The following is a 24,775-nucleotide window of genomic DNA, read 5'->3' as shown; positions in this document are numbered from 1 at the left end:
GGGAGGGTATTTTATATGCCGTTTACAGACGGAACGTATCAAGGTTTTGGATTATATCCAGGAACTTATAATATGCAGTTTGACTATACAAGTAAGATGCATCATGATTCATATGAAGTATATGTCAATGAGGATTTTGTTGGCATGAAAGCAATGATAAATGATGCAGAGCATATTCAAAGCGTCGCGGAATTTTTACACGGTCGCGGTTTTACAAATTTTACGCCCAGCCTTGATGGAGATCACTATACGATTCATACGAAGGAGCAAGCTGCTTTGATGAAAGAATATATAGCAATGTATTTAAACAATCGTTAGTCACAGTACGCCACCTTCTCTTATGGTATAATACAGAAGTAGAGGAGTTGTGGCGGATGAAATGGGCATATATATTCGTTATAAATGTATGGGCGTTTTATTTAATGTGGTCTGATAAACAAAAAGCAAAGAAAAGAGAATGGCGAGTATCCGAAAGTGCATTGTTCTTTGTGGCAGCTATCGGAGGTGCATTTGGTGCATGGTTGGGCATGTACGTATTTCGGCATAAAACACAAAAAATGCCATTTATTATTGGAATGCCTTTTCTCGCTTTTTTAACAGTTGCGCTCTTATGGACAATGCGGTAAATACGCATTGTTTTTACGTTGTATTACATATAGAAGGAGAAGATGAAATGAATATGCAGCAAAAAGGAGTTTGGTATGCCGGCAGTGCTTATGTGATGTGGGGTGTTTTGCCTTTATATTGGAAGCTCCTGCAACATGTACCGTCAGAAATTATTTTAGCACATCGTGTAATATGGTCATTTGTCTTTATGATGGGGATTATGATATTCAAACAGCAATTTCATGCTTTATGGGTGTCTTGTCGAAATCTTGCAGCGCAGCCTAAGTTGTTGTTACTATTAGTGACAGCATCCTTTCTTATTAGTATAAACTGGTTTATTTACATTTGGGCCGTGAACCACAATCATATTATTGAAGCAAGTCTCGGCTATTATATAAATCCACTCGTTAGTATTTTACTAGGGATGGTTGTTTTAAAAGAAAAGCTAACATTTTGGCAAATCGTTTCGGTCGTTTGTGCAGCAACAGGTGTAAGTATTTTAACATTTTCATATAGTGTTTTTCCGTGGATTGCGCTTTGCTTAGCCGTTAGCTTTGGTGTATACGGTTTGGTGAAAAAGATAATTGCTCTTGATGCTGCAGTTGGATTAACAATCGAAACGTTATTAATTGCGCCTGTTGCACTTATATATGTTATGCTACCTCATACCAATACTAGTGTTATAGGATGGCATGACTTATTGCTTCTTGCTGGTGGGGGGGTAGCGACAGCACTACCACTTTTATATTTTGCCAAAGGTGCTAAGCTAATCTCTTTATCTATGATTGGATTTTTACAATACATCGCCCCAAGTATTAGTTTGGGAATTGGTATATTTTTGTACAATGAAGAATTTACGCATACACATATGATTGCATTTTCATTTATATGGATTGCACTTCTTATTTTTTCATTTGCAAATACAAAGTTGATGATGCGTTTGCGCCCGAATATACGAAAAAATAAGGCGGTATAAGTATTTTTATAATTCTATAGAAAAATAAGAAAAGAGTATATTAAAATGGAAATAAGTATATAAGTCTAACTAGAACATCCGACATTTTTTGAGATAGGAAAGAGCAATAGGCACTGACAGCAGTCACGTCCTAAGAGACCTAAGACGATATGTGTCTAAATTTACTGTTTATAGTTGGAGAAACTTTATAGATTTATATAAAGTAGATTTTGGGAGGGCGCTATGGAGATAGGAGTAGTACAGCAGCTTGCAGTGTATACCATCGGATGGGGGATTGCAACGGCAGCAATGTTTCTGGATCAGATCGTGTGGACTACATTTGTATGTGTAGCTTCAGTTATATGTGCAGTCTTGCTTTGGAAGTGGAAAAGTGCGCTTTTGTATGGATTAGGATTAGCAATGATTCTTATTATAATGGCTAATCATGTAAATGGGGTATTCCTCACAATCGCAGTGGTGCTAAGTGTCACATACGGATTGAGTATTATATTACAAAATATATTAAAGAATCGTATGACAAGCAAGCTCGAGAGAATGTTAGATACAGAAAAGCTGCAGTGGAAAAGAGAAAAAGAAGAGCTGCAAGAGATGATCAAGCATAGTCATGAAGTACTGTCCGCCATGCAAAACCTTGCACGGGCAGGAGAAACGTACAGTGAGCTTTTACATACATGTATGCGGGCATTACAAGCATATCTACGAACGGATGCAATTGGCATTTATGCAATAGATGAGCAAAAAAATGTTTTGCAGCTTGAAATGGGACTTGGTACAATGCCACGTATCATAGAACATGTTACCTATCCGGAACGAATGCAAGTAATCGAACAAGAACACTCATTCTTATTACTGCCATTTGTTTCTTTGCAAAAGATAATCGTTATACCTGATTACGTACAACATCTCGAAGATCCGTTTATCGAATACCTTCTGCAAACGGCTGTGATTCATTTCCAACACTTGCAAAAGCGCCAAGCTCGTTTTATGTGTTATGAAGGCACGAAAGTGTATCAAATGTCTTCGTTTCAAAGGTGTGTAGAAGAAGAAAGAGCGCACTTTCGTAAACTGGGACAGTCTTTTGTTTGTGTAGGTATGTACGTACGTGGACTTGATGAAGATCGGTTGCAGGATGTAGAGCGTATCTTGCGAGAAGAACTATTCATATTAGACCGCATTGGTTTTAATCATATAAATCATATGCTGTATATTTTACTGCCGGCATGTAAGGCAGAACGAGTTGCGCATATCAGAAAACAGTTTGAAGCAATGCTTAAGGAGCATCACTTTACTGTGATTAATTGGACTATGCTAGAAAACGAAAAAGCTGGGTGACGATTTGCCTTTTCCTGTAGAAAAAATTATGATTAAGAAAATGTTTTTTTGGGGGGATTGCAATGGAAAATATCCTTCACAACGGCCCGCTGGTGACAGCTGTAATTTCTTGGTTTCTGGCGCAGCTCATTAAGGTTGTCATCGTATTGTTTAAAACAAGGGAGCTCGATGTAGCTAAATTTTTTGCGTCTGGCGGGATGCCAAGTTCTCATTCATCCACTGTAACAGCTCTAGCTACTGCTATCGGTTTTGAGGAAGGTGTTACAAGCACGCTGTTTGCAATTTCGGCCATTTTCGCAGTTATTGTGATGTATGATGCCTCAGGAGTACGCCTTGCGGTAAGTAAGCAAGCAAAAATCTTAAATGATTTCTTTCATGGTAGGACAAAAGATTATAAGCTATTAAATGAGCTTGTCGGTCATACCCCATACCAGGTAATTGTGGGCGCTATTTTAGGTATCGCTGTTGCAGCTTGGTATTATTAAGTAACAAAGCCTCGCCATATGGCGAGGTTTTTGTGTTTTCTTAAGGAAAAACATACGTCTGCATCTCCTTGAATAGGGTAATAGGGGGGTGGCATATGTACAGTCAAGACCGAATTGAGGAGTTGCGACGCTTGCAGCAAGCAGACGGAACATGGCGCTTTTGTTTTGAAGGAGCACCTATGACCGATTGTTTGATGATTATTACAATGCGTATGTTGGATATACAAGGAGAGGAATTAATTGAAAAACTGACAAAGCGATTAGCGGCATTGCAGGGGAAAAACGGAGCATGGAGCTTATATGAAGATGAGCGTGGTAACTTATCTGTAACCGTTTTAGCATATACCGCACTACTTGTATCCGGTCGATACAAACCAAGCGATGACAATATGCGTCAAGCGGAAGCCTATATACAGACACAAGGTGGCCTCGTACGTACCCACTTTATGACCAAGTTTGTTTTAGCTGTCATTGGCCAATATCCGTATCCGAAGCTGTCCGTACCTACGCCGTTGTTTTTATTACCATCTTTTGCTCCTATGTCTATGTATTCCTTAAGTAACTATGCACGTATTCATCTTGTGCCAATGGTAATTTGCTTAAATAAGCGCTTTATCATGCCGCAAGATATAGATATGAGTCATCTTTTGCTAGGAGAAGCTTCTTGGTTTAAGCAAGAACGTAATGTGTCTTCAAACCTTATACAACAAGGAAAACGCTTGGCACTATATCCAAAAAAACTTCACGATAAAGGATTTCAGGAAGCTGAGCGCTTTATCTTAAATCGTCTGGAAGACAACGGAACATTCTATAGCTATGCAACGTCTACTTTTTATATGATTTACGCTTTACTCGCACTTGGATATAAACAGAATGCTCCGATTATTGTTAAGGCTATGCAAGGCCTGGTTTCCTATTTATTTCATACAGCCAAGGGACTACATCTGCAAAATTCTCCTTCCGAAGTATGGGATACTGCTTTACTTAGCTATTCTTTACAAGAAGCTGGGGTGTCTGTTCACGATCCCATGATTCGAGCTGCAAATGCATACCTGGTCCATAAGCAACATCATAAAATGGGGGATTGGAGTGTTCGTGCACCGCGGGCTACACCAGGTGGGTGGGGCTTTTCAGACAGCAATACCTTTGTCCCTGACAACGATGATACATCAGCTGTACTGCGAGCACTAAAGGGAGAGAAAATGTATGAAAAAGCATGGCAAAGGGGATTGTCTTGGCTTTTAGAGATGCAGAATAAAGACGGTGGCTGGGGTGCGTTTGAAAAAGGGGCAGACAATGAATGGCTTACTGTGTTGCCACTTGATAATGCGGAAGATGCTATCATTGACAACTCTACACCGGATGTAACAGGAAGAGTATTGGAATTTTTAGGTAATTATGCGGGTTTGCATGAGGAGCATAGCATTGTTAAACGAGGCGTGACCTGCTTAGAAAGGTTACAACGTCAAGACGGCTCATGGTACGGCAGGTGGGGGATATGCTACATATATGGAACATGGGCGGCGGTCACAGGCTTGCGTGCGGTTGGTGTTCTGGCATCAGATTCACGTTTACAAAGAGCTGCTGTTTGGTTAGAGTCTATTCAGCATAGTGACGGCGGTTTTGGGGAATCGTGCAGAAGCAGTGAAAAAAAGCGTTTTATACCACTATCCTTTAGTACACCGTCTCAAACAGCTTGGGCAGTTGATGCTTTACTTGCTATAAAAGGACGCGATGCGCAATCAGTACAGCGAGGTGTCGATTTTTTAAGGCATTGGGAGAAATGGACGGAACGAGCCAAGTCATACCCCACTGGTTTAGGTTTGCCGGGGCAATTTTATATTCGTTATCATAGCTATAACTACATTTTCCCCCTTTTAGCACTTGCTCATTATGATAAGAACAATGGCTAAAAAAGACAAAAGACTGTCGGCACACCGACAGTCTCGTTTCATTAGTTCATATTCACCCAAACGCTCTTTACTTCTGTATAGTTTTGTAGCGCATATGAGCCCATTTCGCGTCCGAGACCAGATTGTTTGTAACCGCCAAATGGAGAAGCTGCGTCAAATGCATTATAGCAATTCACCCAAACGGTTCCGGCACGCAATTTTGCAGCTATGTAATGTGCACTTTTGAGGTTTTCTGTCCATACGCCTGCTGCAAGGCCATAATGAGAGCGATTGGAACGCTCAATGACTTCATCTAAATCTTCAAACGGCATCGCTGCGATAACCGGTCCGAAGATTTCTTCTTTGGCAATTGTCATTTCATCCTTTACGTCTGCAAACACAGTCGGTGCAACAAAGTAACCGTCCTCATAAGGATTAGTCCCGCCTGCGATCAATTCTGCGCCTTCTTCTATTCCTTTATTAATGTAACCGAGAACGCGGTTTTGCTGTTCTTTGGATACAAGTGGACCGATGTTTGTGTCAGGATTGATACCGGCACCTTGCTGTAGGTTTTTAGAATATAAAGCAAGATCTGCTACAACATTGTCAAACATCTTTTTTGGTACAAACAAACGTGAACCCGCGCAACATACCTGCCCCTGGTTGAACATTACGCCGTTTAATGCACCAGGGATGGCCCGAGATAAATCAGCATCAGGCAAAATAATATTTGGCGACTTTCCGCCAAGTTCAAGTGTCACACGCTTTAGGCTTTCAGAAGCCTGCTTCATAATAATTTTTCCGACTTCGGTTGAACCAGTAAACGCAATTTTGTCCACAAGCGGATGATTTACAAGCGCTTGTCCGGCAGACTCACCGTAGCCCGGAACAATGTTGACAACACCTTTTGGAAAGCCAGCTTCTTCAATTAATTCTGCCAAATATAAGGCAGAAAGCGGCGTTTGCTCTGCCGGCTTCAAAACGACTGTGCAGCCTGTTGCCAGAGCGGCGCCAAGCTTCCACATTGCCATTAAAAGCGGGAAGTTCCAAGGAATAATTTGTCCTACAACACCAACTGCTTCGTGGCGTGTATAGTTAAAGTAGTTACCGCTGACCGGGATGGTTTGCCCGACAATCTTCGTTGCCCAGCCTGCATAATAACGCATATGCTCAATGGCTAATGGCACATCGGCCGCCGTTGTTTCACGAATTGGCTTGCCATTATCCAATGTTTCAAGCTGTGCCAATTCTAATTGGTCCCGCTCCATCAAGTCAGCTAGTTTATACATAAGTCTGCTTCGTTCTGCAGCTGCCATCTTGCTCCATGGTCCTTCATCAAATGCTTGGCGCGCCGCAATAACAGCTCTGTGGATATCTTCACGGCTAGCTTCATAGACTGTAGCTAATGTTTCCCCTGTGGCGGGGTTAGGTGTTTCAAATGTTTTCTGGGAAGCGCTTTCAATAAATTGTCCATTAATGTATAACCGTTTTTTTCCTTGCAAAAAAGTAGCTACCTTTTCGCGTAATTCAACCGCTACTTGACTCATAAGACAACCCCCTATACGGAATGTGATGAGTGGACAGGCTGAAGCATTCTAACATTTATTGTACATAAAATTTCATAATATTCAAATTTCATTAACATTACAAACTTGAAATATTTGTAATATAGTATACGTCTTATTGAATAGGACAAAGTAACAAGGGAGGTGAAGAAAATGGGCAAGCGTAAAAAAGATCCTGCACGTGCACAACTTGGCTCTGCACATGTTGAAGGACAAGGCACAACAACAAGTGAATCAGGTAGAGAGCGCTCTTCTGCGCGTCATAAGCAAAAACAATCATAACTCACACGCTGCTGTGAGTTTTTCTTATGAAAATAATGGGAATAAATGATACAATATACATTTGCAATTTGTATACCAAAAGGAGAGAAAAACATGAAAGAAACGAAGGATCCACGTTTTCGGATTGCTCATCGTGAAGCGTGGATAGGGTTGGGGTTGGCTGTCATCAATTTTATTTGGTGGTTCAGCTTTGCTTATGGTATGGGTACAAAAGCGCCGCAGGATTATACGTATGTTTGGGGACTTCCAGCTTGGTTTTTCTGGAGCTGTATTGTTGGGTTTATCGTAATGGTAGTACTCGTTATAGGAGCTGTCCGCTTTTTATTTACGGATATTCCATTTGAGAGCGAGGGTGAGTCATGAATACATATGTACTGATTCCGATGATTGCCACCTTTATAGTCGTATTTCTAATAGGGTTATACGCATCACATAAGGTACGCAAGGCGGCTTCGGGTAGCTTTTTGCAAGAGTATTTTCTTGGTGGACGAGAGCTTGGGGGTTTTTTACTTGCCATGACGATGATTGCTACATATGGCAGTGCCAGCAGCTTTATTGGGGGACCAGGTATTGCTTATCATACAGGTCTTGGTTGGGTACTTTTGTCTTCTATTCAAGTTGTGACAGGATATATTGTACTAACAACGCTAGGTAAAAAATTTGCTATTATTGCACGGCAAATGAAGGCTGTCACATTAGTAGACTATTTAAAAATGCGCTATAACAGCAAAGCGGTTGTTATTTTATCAGCACTTTGTATTATTGTGTTTCTCTTTGCTGCCACTGCTGCCCAGTGGGTTGGCGGCGGTCGATTAATTGAATCGTTGACGGGTTTATCATATCCAGCAGCACTGTTTATTTTTACTGTTACTGTACTTGTTTATGTTATAATCGGTGGATTTCGTGCCGTAGCACTGTCTGATGCACTTCTTGGTGCAATTATGTTGGTGGGTACAGTTGTTATTTTAGTAGGCACAATTGTTGCAGGTGGAGGAATATCCAACATCATGAAAGAGCTTGTGGCCATTAATCCAAACTTGGTAACACCATTTGGAGCAGATGGAAAACTCACAGCGACTTATGTAACGTCTTTTTGGATTTTAGTTGGTGTAGGAGTAGTGGGATTGCCGCAAATCAGTGTTCGAGCCATGTCCTATAAACATGCAAGGGCGATGCATCAAGCACTTATTATAGGTACAATTGTGGTAGGTGCTATTATGATAGGCATGCATCTCACAGGTGTGCTAGCAAGAGCAGTTATGCCTGGTGTAGATATACCAGATAAAGTAATGCCATTGCTTGCAATGAAGGTGTTACCACCTTGGCTCGCAGGTATTTTTTTAGCTGCACCGATGGCTGCTATTATGTCGACCGTAAATTCTTTACTGCTGATGGTAAGCTCATCTTTAATTAAAGATGTATATGTAAATTACATAAAGCCGGATGCCTCTCATCAAATGATAAAAAGAGGTACATTAGCAGTAACCGGATTGGTAGGTATTGTTGTTTATTTGGCAGCTTTACATCCCCCTGAGTTTTTAATATGGTTAAATTTATTTTCGTTCGGAGGGCTCGAAGCAGCGTTTATTTGGCCGCTTGTTTTGGGGTTATATTGGAGAAAGGGAAATGCGGCGGGTGCATTGGGATCATTAGTGGTTGGTGTTGGCTCTTATATAATTTTTCATTTATTTTATCAAAATGCATTAGGTATGCATACTGTTATTTTGCCTGTTATGTTATCCTTTTTAGCCTATGTTATAGGAAGTTTTATGGGGAAGTAACAAGAAGTCGCACTTTGTTGCGGCTTTTTTGTGTTAGTAGAGCTGTGTTATTCATAAAGTGAACTATATAGTTGTTATCCAAAAAATGTAATACAGGGCAAGGATTCAATGAGAGAGGAGGGGATGTATGAAAAAAAAGGTATTATTATTTTGTGACCCTGGTATTGATGATTCATTAGCAATTATTTACGCGCTGCTACATCCAGATATTGAACTGGTTGGGCTTGTTACGAGTTACGGAAATGTCTCAAGAGAGCAAACTACAGCCAACGCCGCTTATTTGCTTTCATTGGTAGGGCGAGAGGATATACCTGTTATTCGAGGGGCGTACCGACCGTTTAGCGGCGAAAGCAATGTGTATTATCCGGAAATACACGGTGAAAATGGTATGGGTCCTATTCAACTGCCAAAAAGTTTTTTACAGGCTCCTACGTTCTCTATGGGGAAAGTAATTGATATTATGGATGAACATAAAAATGAGTTGATCATGGTGGATGTAGGCAGATCGACAACACTCGCGATTGTATGCAATATTGGTGAGGAACGGATGGAGCAAATTCAAGGTTATTATATTATGGGAGGCGCCTTTTTTGTACCTGGAAATGTGACACCTGTAGCTGAAGCGAACTTTTACGGTGATCCTGTAGCGTCTAATTATATTATGATGCATGCAAAAAATGTGACGCTTTGTCCGCTTAATGTTACAAAAGACGCGTTAATTACGGAAACGATAATTGAAGAAGTTGCGGCTGTAAGTCAAAACCCGTTTCGTAAGTTAATTAAAGATATTTTTATGTATTACTATCAAGCATACCAAAAGTTGATTCCTAAAATTACCGGGACGCCGTTGCACGATGTGTTAACGGTGATGGTTGTTGCAAATCCAGAATTGCTGCAATATGTGTACCGGCCTGTTTCGGTTGCAACAGAGGGTGTATCTCGTGGTGAAAGTATTGCCGACTTTCGAGCACTACCACATACGAATGGAAATTGGGTGAAGATTGGATGGGAGCTCAATCAAAATTTATTTGTGGAGCGCTTTAAGCAAATTATGATAAGTGCTGTTGCTATAAATTAGAAAAACGCCTTATACACCTAGAAAAATAGAGAGAAGAAGGTGACGTGGCGTATAAAACATCATATTGGCAACTCGTTCTTTTTTATACTGTTATTATGTTATAACATAGCGACTTGTACTTATATAATTCTGGTATATTGTACAATCACAAGAACGGCTATTACCGCCTATGATAGGGTAAAAGCATGGAGGTATTGCCGTGAAAAGAAAGAAAGATGCATTTGTAAATGTGGAAGGAGAACGTTTTCCAGGAAAAACGTATGTAGATCAGGTATTGCGGCACGTTTTTGAAGGTCAGCGCGATTATTTACGAAGTTCAATGTTCGCAATTCATTATGCACATGTTATTATGCTAACGGAACAACATGTTTTATCTTTGATTGATGCCCAAAAAATTTTACGAAGCGTTTATCAAGTGGAAGCTGAAAATCATAGCAGCGTGGCATATGATGAGCACTATGAAGACTTTTTCTTTTTTATTGAAGATCGTATTAGACAAGTGGCTTCAGATGAAATAATTAGTAATATGCATATTGGTCGTAGTCGCAATGACATGGGTGTTGCCATGTATAGAATGGTTATTCGAACACATATATTAGAGGTGCAGGAAGCCTTGTTAACGTTAGCTGATAGCATATTAGAACAATCTTATGAACATGCAACCACAATTATCCCAGCTTATACGCATACCCAGCCTGCACAACCTACCACACTTGGACATTATTTGCTCGCAATCTACGATGTATGCATGAGAGACTTGAAGCGGTTACAAGCAGCATTTACGACAATCAATCGTTCGCCAATGGGAGCGGCTGCATTAGCTACAACCGGATTTCCAATCAATCGAGAACGTATTTGCGAGCTTCTTGGCTTTGAAAAACTTGTGGAGAATTCTTATGATGCGATCGCAGGTGCCGACTATCTGGCAGAAGCAGCCAGTGCGATGGCAGTTTGTATGCTTAACTGTGGTCGCTGGATACAAGATTTTTTACTTTTAGCAACAAAGGAGTTTAATGGGATAATTGTTGCAGATCCGTACGTACAAATCAGCAGTATTATGCCGCAAAAACGGAATCCGGTATCAATTGAACATGCTCGCGCGTTAGCAAGCGGATCATATGCAGAAGCCCTTGCCGTGCTGCATATGATCCACAATACCCCTTTTGGTGATATTGTGGATACTGAGGATGACTTACAGCCTTATTTGTATAATTGCTTTGCCAAGGCGAAGCGGGTTTTTTCATTAATGCAAGCGGTCATAAGAACCATAACTATCAATAAAGATGTGTTAAAGGAACGCGCTTCAAAACATGCGATTACGATTACGGAATTGGCAGATGAAGTAACACGAAAAGGTATACCGTTTCGCAGGGCACATGAAATGGCTGCTACAGTTGCCAAAGCATGTGCAGCGCAGCAGAAAGAATTATATGAGTTTACACTAACAGAAGTGAATACTATTCTAGCTGTTGTATCACTTACCTATGAAGAGTGGGATCATATTACTTCTCCAGAATCTTTTATTAATCGCCGCAATATTACTGGTGGCCCCGCCTTACAAGAAATACAGCGGATGCTTCAAGTAAGGAGAGAAGAAGCGAAGCAACACCAAGAAAGGATTAGTAGCATGCAGGCAAAAATCCAACACTGCGCGACACACTTACGGGTACTTGTACAGCAGTATGTAAAATAAGTTATTGTGCAAAACGTAGCGCAGAGGATGTGTTCTCAGGTATAAAGATTGCAGCAGCCACATTTCTATCAGCTGCATACAAGCAAAAAGCGACTTTGTTACGTTTCACTGTATCTTTACAATAGCGAAGTACAGGGGCTGGAATTGCGGTTCGTTCATCAATACGAGCAGTAGACAACTCCAGTTTATGAAACTGTTTGGTTTCCATAACAATAACGAGTACATCGGTTTGTCCTTCTGTTTGAACAAACATCTCACAATTAGAAAAGTCGTAATCCAAGTTTAATCTATATTTGTTGCGTGTTGGAATAAAAAGCTCTGGTGATTGTTTATACCATTCTATATTTTCAGCAGCCGGATAAATGTAGCAATCCGTCGCACGAAGCAGTAAAGGTTGAATGAACCCCATCATATTTTTAACATTTGGTAAAATCACATTAGCAACTGTCAATTGTCTCATCCTTTCCATTTTCAAGTAAACAAAAAGAGCCATGCAGGTATAAAAAATCCTGCATGGCTCTTAGCAACGCAGGTACAACGGCAATAACCCTTGTACCTGCGTGTAATATATACACGGGTTCAAGGGTTTATGTATGATGATGTAATTGTGCAATAATCAATAAACGCAACATAATCCTGCACGTCCTTTTCCCTAAATTTTGTTCTAGTATATCATGATACGATATATTTGCAAATATTTTTTATGTCAAAGTCTATAAAAAAATCCTTTTTTAAGATGCTACTATATGTAGAGACTATAGCTTTACTTTTTTAGTAAAAACAACTTGCTTCATTCAATGAAATAAGTTACACTGATTTCAACTTGCTTCATTCAATGAAATAAGAGACAAGCAGCCAAACAGCCATTTTTTACGTTGTGGGACTGTGTAAGAGGTGATGCACAGCATGCAGAATCAAAACATGCGAAAGGGCAATAAAGCCTTTATAAAAGAATGGAATCGATACCTGTTACTAGAGCAAATTCGTTTAAACGGACCGATCAGTCGCTCAGAGTTAGCAAAGGTAACTAAAATGGGGCTGTCAACCGTAACGAACATTGTAGAGGAATTATTAAAGCATAATCTTATTAAAGAGACGGGAACTGCAATGTCAACAGGGGGAAGAAAGCCCATTTTATTGCAGTTCAATGAGACGTATCAGTATGCGTTTGGTGTAAAAATTGAAGAAACAAAAATACGTATTGCATTAACAAATTTACAAGCGGACATTCTCCAAATTTGTCATGTTCCGTTTGCTGAAAAAAGTAAACCGGATATTGTTATTGACACGCTAGTACAATATATGAGTGACATGCTTGTTTCGCAAAATCTGGATGACAGTTGTCTATGTGGAGTAGGTATTGCAGCTTCAGGGCTGGTGGATCGAGAAACTGGGACCATTGTCCGCTCTTCCATGCTAGGCTGGGAAAATGTGCCGATTTGTCAGGAAGTTAGCAAGCGAATGAAGGATATACCTGTTTTTTTAGATAAAAATATAAACGCTTTCACATTGGCTGAACTCCATTTCGGACAGCCGCGAAAAAATTTTGTATGCTTGTCTGTCGGTGCTGGTCTAGGTATGACAACTGTTATTGACGGACACATCTATTATGGTGAATTCGGCGGTGCTGGTGAATTTGGCCACACAACCTTACAGATCAACGGCTATCCTTGTCATTGCGGTAAAAGAGGATGCTTGGAAATGTATGCATCCGAACCTTTTTTTAAGCATGAAGGAAAGCGTCTTCATATAGAGGCGCATTCTTATACATTTGAGCATTTAGGAGAACGTATATCAAAACCAGAGATTGCAGGGTTATTTAAACAGCTTGGTGTTCATCTTGGGTACGCCATAGCGAATATTATCAATACTTTGAATCCTGCTGCTATCGTGTTAACAGGAGAAGGAATGAAGTATGCTGCACATTTCTTGCCATACGCACGTGCAGAGGCTTCACAAAACTTTTTTGCGGCTACAAACGAAACCGAAATTGTCGTTTCACTTCTAAGTGATGATGCATGGGTGCAGGGAGCTGCCTTGCTGGTTATAAGGGAACGATTCCAGTTGCCATTATATGAAAGGGAGTGACAATATGAAAACAGAAAAAGAAAAGATGATTGCTGGTGAAATGTACAATCCCAGCGACACTGAATTGTTAGAGGGACGTATTCGTGCCAGGGAATTAACATGGGCGTTTAATGCAGAGCCAGATGGAGAAAAGAGAAAAGTTATTTTGAAGAACCTTTTCGGTTCTACTAAAGAAAATTTGTATATGGAGCCTAGCTTTCAATGTGATTACGGTTATAACATTCATGTGGGTGAGAATTTTTACGCGAATTTTAATTGTGTCATCCTGGATGTTTGTCCTGTTACATTTGGTGACAACTGTATGCTCGCACCAGGGGTACACATTTATACGGCATCTCATCCGCTTGAAGCAGAAGCACGTAATTCCGGTAGGGAGTTTGGAAAGCCGGTTGTAATAGGAGATAACGTATGGATTGGAGGACAAGCAGTCATTAATCCTGGTGTGACAATTGGAGATAATACAGTCATTGCATCCGGTGCAGTTGTTACTAAAGATGTTCCGCCTAATACAGTGGTAGGCGGCAATCCGGCTAGAATCATCAAACATATTGACAATGGGGGTAACTAATGATGCAAACGTTTGCGAAAGGTAGCGCAGAATGGTGGAAAAAAGCAACAGTTTACCAAATTTATCCGAGAAGTTTTATGGATTCCAATGGTGATGGCATTGGCGATATCCAAGGAATTATTTCAAAGCTTGATTATTTAAAAGAGCTTGGTGTAGAAGTTATTTGGCTTAGTCCAGTATATGATTCGCCAAATGACGATAATGGTTATGACATTCGCGATTATGAGAAAATTATGGCTGAGTTTGGTACGATGGAAGATTTTGATCTTATGCTTGCAGAAATGCATAAGCGCGGTCTAAAGCTTGTAATGGACTTGGTAGTAAATCATACGTCGGACGAGCATGAATGGTTTGTACAGTCAAAAAGCAGCAAAGATAATCCATACCGTGATTTTTACTATTGGCGTAAAGGAAAAGATGGTAAAGAACCGAACAACTGGGGATCTGTTTTCAGCGGCTCTGCTTGGGAGTATGACGAGACAACAGATGAGTATTACTTACATCTATTTACGAAAAAGCAACCTGATTTGAATTGGGAAAATCCAAAGCTTCGCGAAGAAGTATATAAAATGATGCGCTTTTGGCTAGATAAAGGCATCGACGGTTTCCGTATGGATGTTGTGAACTTTATTTCAAAAGTCCCCGGCTTACCCGACGGTGAATTGCAACCTGGACAATTATATGCAGATGGTGGTAAATACTTTTTGAATGGCCCACGTATTCATGAATTTATGCAAGAAATGAATCGTGAGGTATTATCAAAATATGATATTATGACGGTTGGTGAAATGCCAGGTACAACACCTGAAGACGCGGTATTATACACAAATCCTGAACGAAACGAAGTCAATATGATTTTTACGTTCGAGCATATGGACCTTGATAGTGCACCGGGTGGCAAATGGAACTTAAAGCCGCTTGATTTGGTGGATTTAAAGGATAATCTAAATAAATGGCAAACGGGTTTGCACGGTAAGGGTTGGAATAGCTTGTACTGGAATAACCATGACCAGCCGCGCATTGTTTCCCGCTTTGGTAACGACCAAGAATATCGTGAAAAGTCAGCCAAAATGCTGGGCACTTGCTTGCATATGATGCAAGGTACACCGTATGTGTACCAAGGCGAAGAAATTGGGATGACCAATGTACGATTTGAAAATTTATCGGATTACGAAGATGTAGAAACAATGAATATGTATAAAGAGCGTTCGATGCTTGGCTATGCCCATGAAGATATTATGGAATCTATTTATGTAAAAGGACGTGACAATGCGAGAACACCGATGCTGTGGGATGACAGTGAAAACGGTGGCTTTACAACAGGGACGCCGTGGCTTCGTGTAAACCCGCGTTATCTAGAAATTAACGTTAAACAAGCACTCGCAGATAAAAATTCTATTTTCTATTATTATCAAAAATTAATTGGGCTTCGCAAAGAGCTTGATATTATTACAGAGGGTAATTTCAAGTTACTACATCGCGATCATAGTGCCATTTTTGCTTATAATCGTACTTGGAACAATGAAAAGTTGATTGTGCTCTGTAACTTTAGCAATCAGGTGCAGACAATTGAAGATGAGGCGCTGCTTCATGAAATCCAACATGCTGATGTGCTCATTGCCAATGATGAGGTATATGAAAAAACATTAACATTGCGTCCGTATGATGCAGTGGTATATTACAAAAAATGAAAAAATAGGGAAAGGAAATAAAAAAATTCCTTTTCCTTTTAACTTGCTATTGATGTTTTACTTGCATTTTTGTAGCATTATATATTGTACAACTTAGGAAACAAGGAGACGGAAACATGACAAAACACTGGTGGAAAGAAGCGACAGCTTATCAAATATATCCAAGAAGCTTCATGGATTCAAACGGAGACGGTATCGGCGATTTGCCGGGTGTTATCGAAAAGTTAGATTATTTAAAAGAACTTGGAATCGATGTCATATGGATTTGTCCATTCTACAAATCACCAAATGATGATAACGGTTACGATATCAGCGACTATCAAGATATTATGGAAGTATTTGGTACAATGGCTGATTTCGACAAGTTGCTTGCAGAAGTGCATAAGCGCGGCATGAAACTCATTATTGACCTTGTTATTAATCATACAAGCGACGAGCATCCTTGGTTTATTGAGTCTCGTTCTTCAAAAGATAATCCAAAGCGCGATTGGTACATTTGGCGTGACGGAAAAGGTGGAAAGGAACCAAATAACTGGGAAAGTATCTTTAGCGGTTCTGCATGGGAATATGATGAAGCAACGAAGCAATACTTCTTACATGTATTCTCGAGAAGACAACCAGATTTAAACTGGGAAAACAAAGAAGTGCGCGATGCCTTGTACGAAATGATCAACTGGTGGCTTGATAAAGGAATCGATGGCTTCCGTGTAGATGCCATTTCTCACATTAAAAAGCGCGAAGGCTTCCCTGATATGCCAAACCCAGATAACTTAGATTATGTATCTTCGTTTGATTGTCATATGAACCAGCCCGGCATTCAACCGTTTTTAGAAGAACTCAAAGCGCAAACGTTTGCCAAATACGATATTATGACAGTTGGTGAAGCAAACGGTGTAACAGTAGAAGAAGCTGATGAGTGGGTTGGCGAAGAAAATGGTAAGTTCAACATGGTTTTCCAATTTGAGCACTTGGATCTTTGGGATAAAAGCAATGTTGGTACCATCGATGTTGTGTCCTTAAAGAAAACGCTAACGAAATGGCAAAAGGGCCTTGAAGGCAACGGGTGGAATGCCTTGTTTATTGAAAACCATGATAAAGCGCGTGTTGTATCCACTTGGGGCAATGACAAAGAATATCGTGTGGAAAGTGCAAAAGCTTTTGCGGCAATGTATTTCTTAATGCAAGGTACGCCTTTCATCTACCAAGGACAAGAAATTGGTATGACAAATGTTCGTTTTGAAACAATTGAGGAGTACGATGACGTTGCCATTAAAAACTTCTACCGAATCGAGCGCGAAAAAGGTACATCTCATCAAGAAATTATGGAAGTCATCTGGAACAGCTCTCGCGATAATTCTCGTACGCCAATGCAGTGGAGTAATGAAGAAAAGGCAGGCTTTACAACGGGAACACCTTGGATTGGCATTAACGAAAACTATACAAGTATTAACGTGAAGGACGATATGGCAAATCCAAACTCAGTTTGGAACTTCTATAAAAACATGATTCGTTTGCGTAAAGAAAACGAAGTATTGGTTTACGGTACGTATGATTTAATTATGCCAGAAGATAAACAAGTGTACGCATATACAAGAACACTTGGAGATAAGAAGGCAGTCGTTATTACAAACTTATCTAAAGAAACAGCGAATTATGAATGTACAGGTCTTAGCTTGTCTACAAGTGAGCTAGTACTATGTAACTATGATGTAGAAGTACATGAAAACGTGCATGCATTTGAATTGCAACCATACGAAGCACGTGTATACATGATCTAAGCAAAAAACTGTCGGTCAACATACCGGCAGTTTTTTTATATAGTCGATATAATTTTCAGGAAGTTGCACATAATGATGAGCATAAATAAAAAATTTTTTCTTAAGAAGAGAAGAATGGACGATGTAATGGAGGTAGTACCTCAAAGATGCCTATGTTAAGTCACTTTAGCTTTTTTATTCTCTAGTTGCGTATCTATGAGAAACACTACATGAACCCATATATCAATGACGTATTGCAAAATAGGCATGTTATTGCAAATACTTTCAAAAAATATTTGCAAACTTTTTGACTGTTGTGTATATTATAAAATAACATATGAAAGCGAAGAAAAGGACATGAATGATTGAGACCGGTTTACAGAGAGGGAAGCAGAGCTGAGAGCTTTCTAACGCAGGAAAATCATTTACCGCCTTGGAGCGCATTGGTGAACCGGTGCCGTCTAAGCCGCGTTAAGGTAAACAAAGCCGTCGTATGACGGGAATTTGGGTGGAACCACGGGTGTAACACATTCGTCCCTATTATATAGGGATGAATGTGTTTTTTATTTGGAAAAAGCGAAGAAAAGGACATGAATGATTGAGACCGGTTTACAGAGAGGGAAGCAGAGTTGAGAGCTTTCTAACGCAGGAAAATCATTTACCACCTTGGAGTGCATTGGTGAACCGGTGCCGTCTAAGCCGCGTTAAGGTAAACAAAGCCGTCATATGACGGGAATTTGGGTGGAACCACGGGTGTAGCGCATTCGTCCCTATTACAGGGATGAGTGCGCTATTTTATATTTTGGCTGTGTTAAAGCCTCATGTTACTAATGGGCACTTGTTGATGGGAGTGAAGGGGGTGAGACTCCTGCCGGAAAAGAGCGAGTCCAAGGCAGATCCCGCAGGCGCATAGTACTGAGAAGGTTCCCTGACCGCCCGCGGAAAGCGAACCCCGGTAACGGAAATCGACAATAAACTTTAGCAGAGCTTATATTTTAGACAAAATGGAAAATGGAGTGAGTAGAATGGAACGTATTGAAATTTCTTTACCAGATGGAAAGAAGAAGTCGTATGAAAAAGGTATTACATCTGCACAAATTGCAGCTGATATTAGTCTTAGTTTACACAAGAAAGCACTTGGCGCAAAGGTGAATAGCGAGCTGTTTGACTTACAAAGACCAATCTATCATGATGCGATGCTAGAAATCATTACATCGTCAGTCAAAGAAGGCGTTGATATGATGAGACATACTGCTGCACATGTTTTGGCCCAAGCAGTAAAAAGGTTGTATGGGGATGTAAAATTGGGAGATGGTCCTGTAATTGAAAATGGATTTTATTATGATATGGACTTGACAGAACGTGTTTGTGCCGAAGACCTCGTGCGAATTGAGCAAGAGATGAAGAATATTGTTGCAGAAAATTTGCCGATTGAACGACTGGAAGTGAGTCGTGAGCAAGCGCAAATATTGTTTCAAAATGACAATCTGAAGTTGGAGCTTCTGCAGGATATTCCAGCAGGAGAAAGCATCACATTATATCGACAGGGAGAGTTTGTAGATTTATGCCGTGGTCCCCATGTACCGTCAACAGGTGCACTACAAGCATTTCGATTAACACATGTGGCCGGTGCTTATTGGAGAGGTGAGAGTGACAAACAAGTATTACAGCGTATATATGGTATTGCGTTTGCAACATCTAAAGAGTTAGAGAGTCACCTCGTTTTTTTAGAAGAGGCAGCAAAGCGAAATCATCGTAAACTAGGCAACGAACTCGAATTGTTTATGTTTTCAGAGGAAGCGCCTGGTATGCCATTCTACCTGCCGAAAGGACAGCTACTGCGAAACAAGCTTGAAGCATTTTTAAGAGGTTTACAAGAAGCGCGAGGCTATCAAGAGGTGAGAACACCGTTTATGATGAATCGTAAACTGTGGGAAAACTCAGGGCACTGGGATCATTATAAAGAAAACATGTATTTTTCAGAAGTGGATAATACGAGCTTTGCGATGAAGCCGATGAACTGTCCTGGGCATATGCTGATGTTTAAACATAAACTGCATTCCTACCGAGAACTGCCGATACGTATGGCAGAGTTTGGCCAAGTGCATCGCCACGAATACAGCGGAGCGCTCAACGGGCTGCTTCGAGTTCGCACATTTTGCCAGGATGATGCCCATATATTTGCTACGCCTGAGCAGATAGAAGATGAAATTCAAGCAGCTGTAGCACTGATCGATCAAGTATATCGTACGCTTGGTTTTAAATATGAAGTAGAGCTATCTACAAGACCGGAGAATTCCATGGGAGAAGATAGTCAATGGGAAAAAGCAGAACAAGCGCTGCAGAATGTTTTGGAAAAACTAGGATACTCTTACCGTATTAATGACGGTGATGGTGCATTTTATGGTCCGAAAATTGATTTTCACATTAAAGACGCTTTGCATCGAAGCCATCAGTGCGGAACAGTTCAGCTGGATTTTCAAATGCCGCAAAAGTTTGATTTGCATTATGTAGATGCGCAAAATCAAAAGCAAAGACCTGTTGTTATTCATCGTGCCGTGTTCGGTTCCATTGATCGTTTCCTTGGAATTATGATTGAACATTTTGCTGGGGCTTTTCCTTTATGGCTGGCGCCTGTGCAGGTAAAGATTATCCCGGTATCTCATATCGTGCATGCAGCGTACGCTAAGCAAATTGAAAGCAAACTGCAGCAAACAGGTATACGTGTAGAGCTTGATGTAAGAGAAGAAAAGCTGGGCTACAGGGTCAGAGAAGCACAAATAAAAAAGATACCGTATATTATCGTTGTTGGCGACCAAGAAGCAGCGGAGGAAACTGTGAATGCGCGGAAATATGGACAACCGGATTCAGTAAGTCTTTCAGCCGAAGTATTTGTGAAGAAGCTCGTGCGCGAGATTGAAGAAAAGGTATTTTTATAAAAGAAAAGCCTGCTTGTGCAGGCTTTTCTCATGATTTTTCATCAATGCGTATGACACCGCCTTGTTCAAAATCATCAGCTTGGAGTAAATTGACAACCGCTTGCGCAACGTAGTCGGGAGAAAGGAGCTTATCTTCTTCTTTCAAAGCATGAAAACGTTCTACGTTCATAAAATCTTCTTTATCGGTACTGCGAATTTCAGCCTGCATGTCTGTATCAACTACGCCGGGTGCAAATGAAATTACTTTTACCGGGTACTCTTTTCCTTCTTCTTCGAGCGCTGTACAACGTGTGAACATATTAATACCTGCTTTGGCTGTACAATATGCCCCCCAGCCATAATAAGGGTTTATCCCTGCGCCGGATGAGATATTAACAATACGCTTGTCGACAGGTGCATCTTGTGTACGTTTTAAGAATTCGTGAGTCAGTAACATAGGTGCCAACAAATTAACATGTACATTTGTGATAAGTTGTTTTGTTTCCGCTCGTTCAATGGGCTTCATAGGTGCAAGCATACCAGCGTTATTGATTAGATAAAGAGCTTGTGCACTGTCTGCGTCCATCAATGCAAAAATTTCATCTGTTAAGTCTGTAATGCTATCAATATTGCTAAGGTCAAAGCTGAAGGGGTAAAACAAGGTATTGTTTTGCTTTGCAAATTCTTCTAGTGAAATGTTTCTGCTTCTGGAAACGGAAAATACAATGATTTCTTGCTCTAGAAGTCTGCGTACAATTGCTTCCCCCACACCACGAGAGGTCCCTGTTACAATAGCATATCGCATAAAAAATCCCTCCTTTCTCTACAAACTAACAGAAATTTCTACAAGTGTAAATTGGGAAAGTGCGAAAAATGAAAAAAATCCAAGAAAATTGTTAAGAGGTTGGAGTTATAAGGGGAACGATGTATTTTATGTCGAAATTCAAAAATAAAGGAGGCACCATAATGATTGTGACAACGAAGCGTTGGTGGCTTGTTATATATAGAGGATAGCTATTACTGCTGAGTGTTTAGAAACCGATCATGCTTCTATCCATGTCTAGGGGGAAGGGTCACTTCATGCGTACGAAAACATAGGGAGACATAATAGATGGGCAAAACAAGAGCGCTGATTTAGTGCTCTTGTTTTGTCCATTCGTCTTTTAATAGCCCGAAGATAACAACATCTTCAAGTCCTTCTGAGGTTTTTGTGCACTTTCGAAGGACTCCCTCTTGCTTAAAGCCGAGGCGCTTTGGAATTGCTTGGCTCTTTGTATTTCCGACTGCTGCCAAAATCTCAACGCGCTCTAGCTTCATCACGGAAAAAGCATGATCTACAAAAGCTCGGCAGGCCTTTGTTATGATTCCTCTTCCTTGATGTTTTTCAAGTAACCAATAGCCAATCTCGATTTTATTGAGTGTTGTATGTAAACCATGAAAGTCAATGATACCGGCAAACTCATCGCGCCACCAAATGCTTGTACAAAACCCTTTATGCTGCGCAAATTGATCCATTGTTGCTTGAATAAATTTCTTTGTATCTTCTACCGTATGGGTGTCGTCTACCCAGGGGAGCCAGCGTCGCAAATGTTCACGAGAAGTGTCTGACGCTTTAAAAATGAGATCAGCCTGCGACATGTCGAGTAGTCGTAATGTAATATCTTCATCTACTTGAAAAGCAAAAAACATATGTAGTCCCCCCCAGCTTTTGTTATATCATAGCAAACGTGTAGGTAAGAAAAAACAACTAAATTCAGTTGCTTTTTTCCAATGATTCTTCTGATGGTGAAGCATCTTGCACCGCTTTGGCAACATATAAAAACCCAATTACAAAAATAGCTGAGAATCCCCAGTTAATAGCTTGACGTAAAATAATGCCTTTATCAAACGCTTCTACACCGTATTCAGTAATGAGCCAAACTTTTAAGGTGGCTAAAACAATATCGCGAACAGCGAAGCCGAGTGTAATCAGCTGAAATACAGTGAACAGCTTCTTGCTCATAAACAGTTCACGTAGGTTGCCTCGGTCCTGACCCTGCAGCTCCGCAAGATCCAATGCAAAGTACAAGGCAAGTGGTTTTCGAAACAGTGCTGTCAATGCAAATACAGCAGCTAAGGCATATGCATAGTACACATTGTTCCAAAGAAGCTGTATAGCAGAACCTGCCAGAACATCTACAAGTGCGCCAAGTATTAAGTTTGCAAGCATAAAAATACCGAATACATTGAATTGCTTTAAAACCACAAATCGATATACGCTGTAGATGATACCGGGTACAGAAGAAAGGAGCATTGCATAATAGTCACCAATTATATCACGACCATAATTCCATACAACGAGCGGGAAGACAAGAAAAAAAATAATATCATATAGCGCAACTCTATTCTTCAAAGGAAACCACCTTTCTGTATAAACACACATAGAAAAACGACATTCTTGGTAGTGAGGAAAGAAAAACTGGCGATATGTAGTTGCAGTCAGGGTAAAGGGCTGCCCATACCGAATATCTAACCAGCTGTTCTAGTTATATGTCGAAAAAACTACATGCCCTTATAATACAATAATTCTATCATTATTATAATAAGAGAGGGATAGAGATACAACAAAAGGATTGAGCGAATGTGCTCAATCCTTTTGCTTTTACAATTGCGCTGACAGTGTGTTTAATTCTTCCGCAGAAGAGGACACCTGTTTTACTGCCTCGTTGGCATCTTGAATCATACGTGAAATCTTAAGTAATTCTTCTTGTGTTTGTACATTTTGTGCTTTATTAGAATGAATGCTTAATAGTACTGTTTCAAATGATTCGCTCATTTTTTCTGTTTGGCTGTGACTTTGCTTAATCAGTTCAGCTACATCTTTCATACGATTAGACGTCATAGCAATTTGTTCATTAATTTTAGCAATTAAATCGGAAACACCTGAAACGGAAACCTTGGTTTCTTCAGACAGCTTGCGAACTTCGTCTGCTACTACGGCGAAACCTTTACCATGCTCACCCGCACGCGCTGCTTCAATGGCTGCGTTTAGCGCCAACAGATTTGTTTGTTCGGCAATCGCGGTAACAATGCTTGCAATGTTATGAATTTCGTTTGATACATTATGAAGTACGGTGATTTTATCCATAATATCTTCTGTGCTTTCTTGAATACGGTTCATCAATGTTTGCTGATTATCTAAGTCATGTTTTCCTTTTTCAGCAGCCGTTTCTGTTGTGGCTGCAATCTCTAAAGTATGTACAGACATACCATTTAAATCTTTTGTTTGTTCATTAATAGCAGAAACAGAACGGCTTGTTTGTTCGGCAACCGTTGCCAATTGCTGCGCAACATCGCTTAGATTGTTACGAAGTGCTTGTTGTTTTTGCGTATTTGCTTCCGCTGTTTGTGTAACCTCGTTTTCATATGCATCGAGTACGAGCTGTTGTTCTAGTATAAACATCTTAGAAACAGCCTGCATAGCAAACTTGTATTCTGTTAGGTCCTTAACGTGAAGTGAGATAATATTTGATACATACATCAGTAAATTTTGAAACGCAGCAATATACCATTTTGGCTTCAGACCAATTCGGAAATGTGTAATTGCAATCTTCTGTCTTTTTTCCATGAAAATTGCATCAACTGTACCGCTGAACATTTCACTAATGTGCGTTGCTAATGTACCTTTTAATTTTTCTACTGTACTGTTTTCATTAATAATCGCTGATAAACGTGTCTCAGCACCAATGTTTTTATAAAAATCGGTTAGAATTTCTTCCATATGTTGCTGTATAATAGGTTGTAAAAGTGCTAGAACGGCGAGATCTTTTTTTTCTAATCCAATCATATCAATGTGTTTGTTTAAGGCGGCATGATCCTTGTATAGGCTTACTTTCTCTTCATATTGATGTAAATCACTGAGTAAGAAAACACTTTTGGTTTTCTTTTTAAAAAATAATGGACTCATAATTCAATCTCCAATCTCTTAATAGAAAAATATTTAAATATACAAAAATTATACTAAAAACAAAGAAGATAGTGAAGATGTTTTCAAGGTATATATTAAAAGAATAAATTATTTTTT

22 protein-coding genes are annotated in these 24,775 nt (G+C 40.1%); 16 read left to right on the top strand and 6 right to left on the bottom strand.

Translation table 11 applies throughout. The features are described from left to right. Window positions 1-15 precede the first annotated feature (15 nt). The 6 genes from MUG87_RS03450 (at window position 16) to shc (ending at window position 5,312) form a co-directional block, all read left to right on the top strand. Window positions 16-318, top strand: coding sequence for a hypothetical protein (locus MUG87_RS03450; protein ID WP_247085551.1), 303 nt, complete (start codon window positions 16-18; stop codon window positions 316-318). A gap of 56 nt (window positions 319-374) precedes the next feature. Then, entirely contained in the window at window positions 375-626 is a 252-nt protein-coding gene (locus MUG87_RS03445; protein ID WP_247085549.1) for a DUF1294 domain-containing protein, read from the top strand. Window positions 627-673: 47 nt separating this feature from the next. Then, the gene (gene rarD, locus MUG87_RS03440; RefSeq protein ID WP_247085547.1) at window positions 674-1,582 is read left to right on the top strand and encodes an EamA family transporter RarD; all 909 of its coding nucleotides are present in this window, start codon (window positions 674-676) and stop codon (window positions 1,580-1,582) included. A 222-nt stretch (window positions 1,583-1,804) separates the two neighbouring features. Further along, on the top strand, window positions 1,805-2,914 hold the full coding sequence (locus MUG87_RS03435) for a hypothetical protein (protein WP_247085545.1): 1,110 nt from the start codon (window positions 1,805-1,807) through the stop codon (window positions 2,912-2,914). Window positions 2,915-2,976: 62 nt separating this feature from the next. Beyond that, window positions 2,977-3,399: a divergent PAP2 family protein gene (locus MUG87_RS03430; RefSeq protein ID WP_247085543.1), complete on the top strand. Its 423-nt coding sequence runs from the start codon at window positions 2,977-2,979 to the stop codon at window positions 3,397-3,399. A gap of 95 nt (window positions 3,400-3,494) precedes the next feature. Further along, entirely contained in the window at window positions 3,495-5,312 is a 1,818-nt protein-coding gene (gene shc / locus MUG87_RS03425; protein ID WP_247085541.1) for a squalene--hopene cyclase, read from the top strand. Window positions 5,313-5,353: 41 nt separating this feature from the next. Here shc and MUG87_RS03420 read toward each other — a convergent pair whose 3' ends face one another. After that, window positions 5,354-6,838 (bottom strand): aldehyde dehydrogenase family protein, encoded by a 1,485-nt coding sequence (locus MUG87_RS03420; protein WP_247085539.1) that lies wholly within the window; start codon window positions 6,836-6,838, stop codon window positions 5,354-5,356. Window positions 6,839-7,009: 171 nt separating this feature from the next. Between MUG87_RS03420 and MUG87_RS03415 the strand changes: the two genes are divergently transcribed. From MUG87_RS03415 to argH, 5 genes are all read left to right on the top strand, one after another. Then, entirely contained in the window at window positions 7,010-7,138 is a 129-nt protein-coding gene (locus tag MUG87_RS03415; RefSeq protein ID WP_247085537.1) for a YuzL family protein, read from the top strand. Between the two features lie 93 nt (window positions 7,139-7,231). Further along, window positions 7,232-7,501 (top strand): YhdT family protein, encoded by a 270-nt coding sequence (locus MUG87_RS03410; protein WP_247085535.1) that lies wholly within the window; start codon window positions 7,232-7,234, stop codon window positions 7,499-7,501. Beyond that, window positions 7,498-8,919, top strand: a complete 1,422-nt coding sequence (gene panF / locus MUG87_RS03405) for a sodium/pantothenate symporter (RefSeq protein WP_247085533.1) — start codon at window positions 7,498-7,500, stop codon at window positions 8,917-8,919. The genes MUG87_RS03410 and panF overlap by 4 nt, the downstream gene beginning before the upstream one ends. Before the next feature lie 127 nt (window positions 8,920-9,046). Then, window positions 9,047-9,997, top strand: a complete 951-nt coding sequence (locus MUG87_RS03400; RefSeq protein WP_247085531.1) for a nucleoside hydrolase — start codon at window positions 9,047-9,049, stop codon at window positions 9,995-9,997. Between the two features lie 199 nt (window positions 9,998-10,196). After that, window positions 10,197-11,690, top strand: a complete 1,494-nt coding sequence (gene argH, locus MUG87_RS03395; protein ID WP_247085529.1) for an argininosuccinate lyase — start codon at window positions 10,197-10,199, stop codon at window positions 11,688-11,690. A gap of 1 nt (window position 11,691) precedes the next feature. Here argH and MUG87_RS03390 read toward each other — a convergent pair whose 3' ends face one another. Further along, the gene (locus MUG87_RS03390) at window positions 11,692-12,141 is read right to left on the bottom strand and encodes a hypothetical protein (RefSeq protein ID WP_247085527.1); all 450 of its coding nucleotides are present in this window, start codon (window positions 12,139-12,141) and stop codon (window positions 11,692-11,694) included. A gap of 455 nt (window positions 12,142-12,596) precedes the next feature. Between MUG87_RS03390 and MUG87_RS03385 the strand changes: the two genes are divergently transcribed. The 5 genes from MUG87_RS03385 to thrS all read left to right on the top strand — a co-directional run bounded on the left by MUG87_RS03385 (window position 12,597) and on the right by thrS (window position 20,733). Further along, entirely contained in the window at window positions 12,597-13,778 is a 1,182-nt protein-coding gene (locus tag MUG87_RS03385) for an ROK family transcriptional regulator (RefSeq protein WP_247085525.1), read from the top strand. Between the two features lie 4 nt (window positions 13,779-13,782). Continuing rightward, window positions 13,783-14,346: a maltose acetyltransferase domain-containing protein gene (locus MUG87_RS03380; protein WP_247085523.1), complete on the top strand. Its 564-nt coding sequence runs from the start codon at window positions 13,783-13,785 to the stop codon at window positions 14,344-14,346. 2 nt (window positions 14,347-14,348) lie between these two features. After that, on the top strand, window positions 14,349-16,037 hold the full coding sequence (locus MUG87_RS03375; protein ID WP_247087474.1) for a glycoside hydrolase family 13 protein: 1,689 nt from the start codon (window positions 14,349-14,351) through the stop codon (window positions 16,035-16,037). Window positions 16,038-16,153: 116 nt separating this feature from the next. After that, window positions 16,154-17,815 carry a glycoside hydrolase family 13 protein gene (locus MUG87_RS03370; protein WP_247085520.1) on the top strand — a complete coding sequence of 554 codons (1,662 nt, stop codon included), beginning with the start codon at window positions 16,154-16,156 and terminating at the stop codon, window positions 17,813-17,815. A 983-nt stretch (window positions 17,816-18,798) separates the two neighbouring features. Next, a complete protein-coding gene (gene thrS / locus MUG87_RS03365; RefSeq protein ID WP_247085518.1) occupies window positions 18,799-20,733 on the top strand; it encodes a threonine--tRNA ligase in 1,935 nt (644 codons plus the stop codon). Window positions 20,734-20,761: 28 nt separating this feature from the next. Here thrS and MUG87_RS03360 read toward each other — a convergent pair whose 3' ends face one another. The 4 genes from MUG87_RS03360 to MUG87_RS03345 form a co-directional block, all read right to left on the bottom strand. Continuing rightward, a complete protein-coding gene (locus tag MUG87_RS03360; protein WP_247085516.1) occupies window positions 20,762-21,517 on the bottom strand; it encodes a (S)-benzoin forming benzil reductase in 756 nt (251 codons plus the stop codon). A 329-nt stretch (window positions 21,518-21,846) separates the two neighbouring features. Continuing rightward, window positions 21,847-22,401 carry a GNAT family N-acetyltransferase gene (locus tag MUG87_RS03355; RefSeq protein ID WP_247085514.1) on the bottom strand — a complete coding sequence of 185 codons (555 nt, stop codon included), beginning with the start codon at window positions 22,399-22,401 and terminating at the stop codon, window positions 21,847-21,849. Between the two features lie 64 nt (window positions 22,402-22,465). Then, window positions 22,466-23,104 (bottom strand): VC0807 family protein, encoded by a 639-nt coding sequence (locus MUG87_RS03350; protein ID WP_247085512.1) that lies wholly within the window; start codon window positions 23,102-23,104, stop codon window positions 22,466-22,468. A 249-nt stretch (window positions 23,105-23,353) separates the two neighbouring features. After that, window positions 23,354-24,658 (bottom strand): globin-coupled sensor protein, encoded by a 1,305-nt coding sequence (locus tag MUG87_RS03345; protein ID WP_247085510.1) that lies wholly within the window; start codon window positions 24,656-24,658, stop codon window positions 23,354-23,356. Between the last annotated feature and the right edge of the window lie 117 nt (window positions 24,659-24,775).

The organism is Ectobacillus sp. JY-23 (assembly GCF_023022965.1).
Classification (GTDB): Bacteria; Bacillota; Bacilli; order Bacillales; family Bacillaceae_G; genus Ectobacillus.
This window is presented reverse-complemented; position numbering and strand designations above follow the sequence as displayed.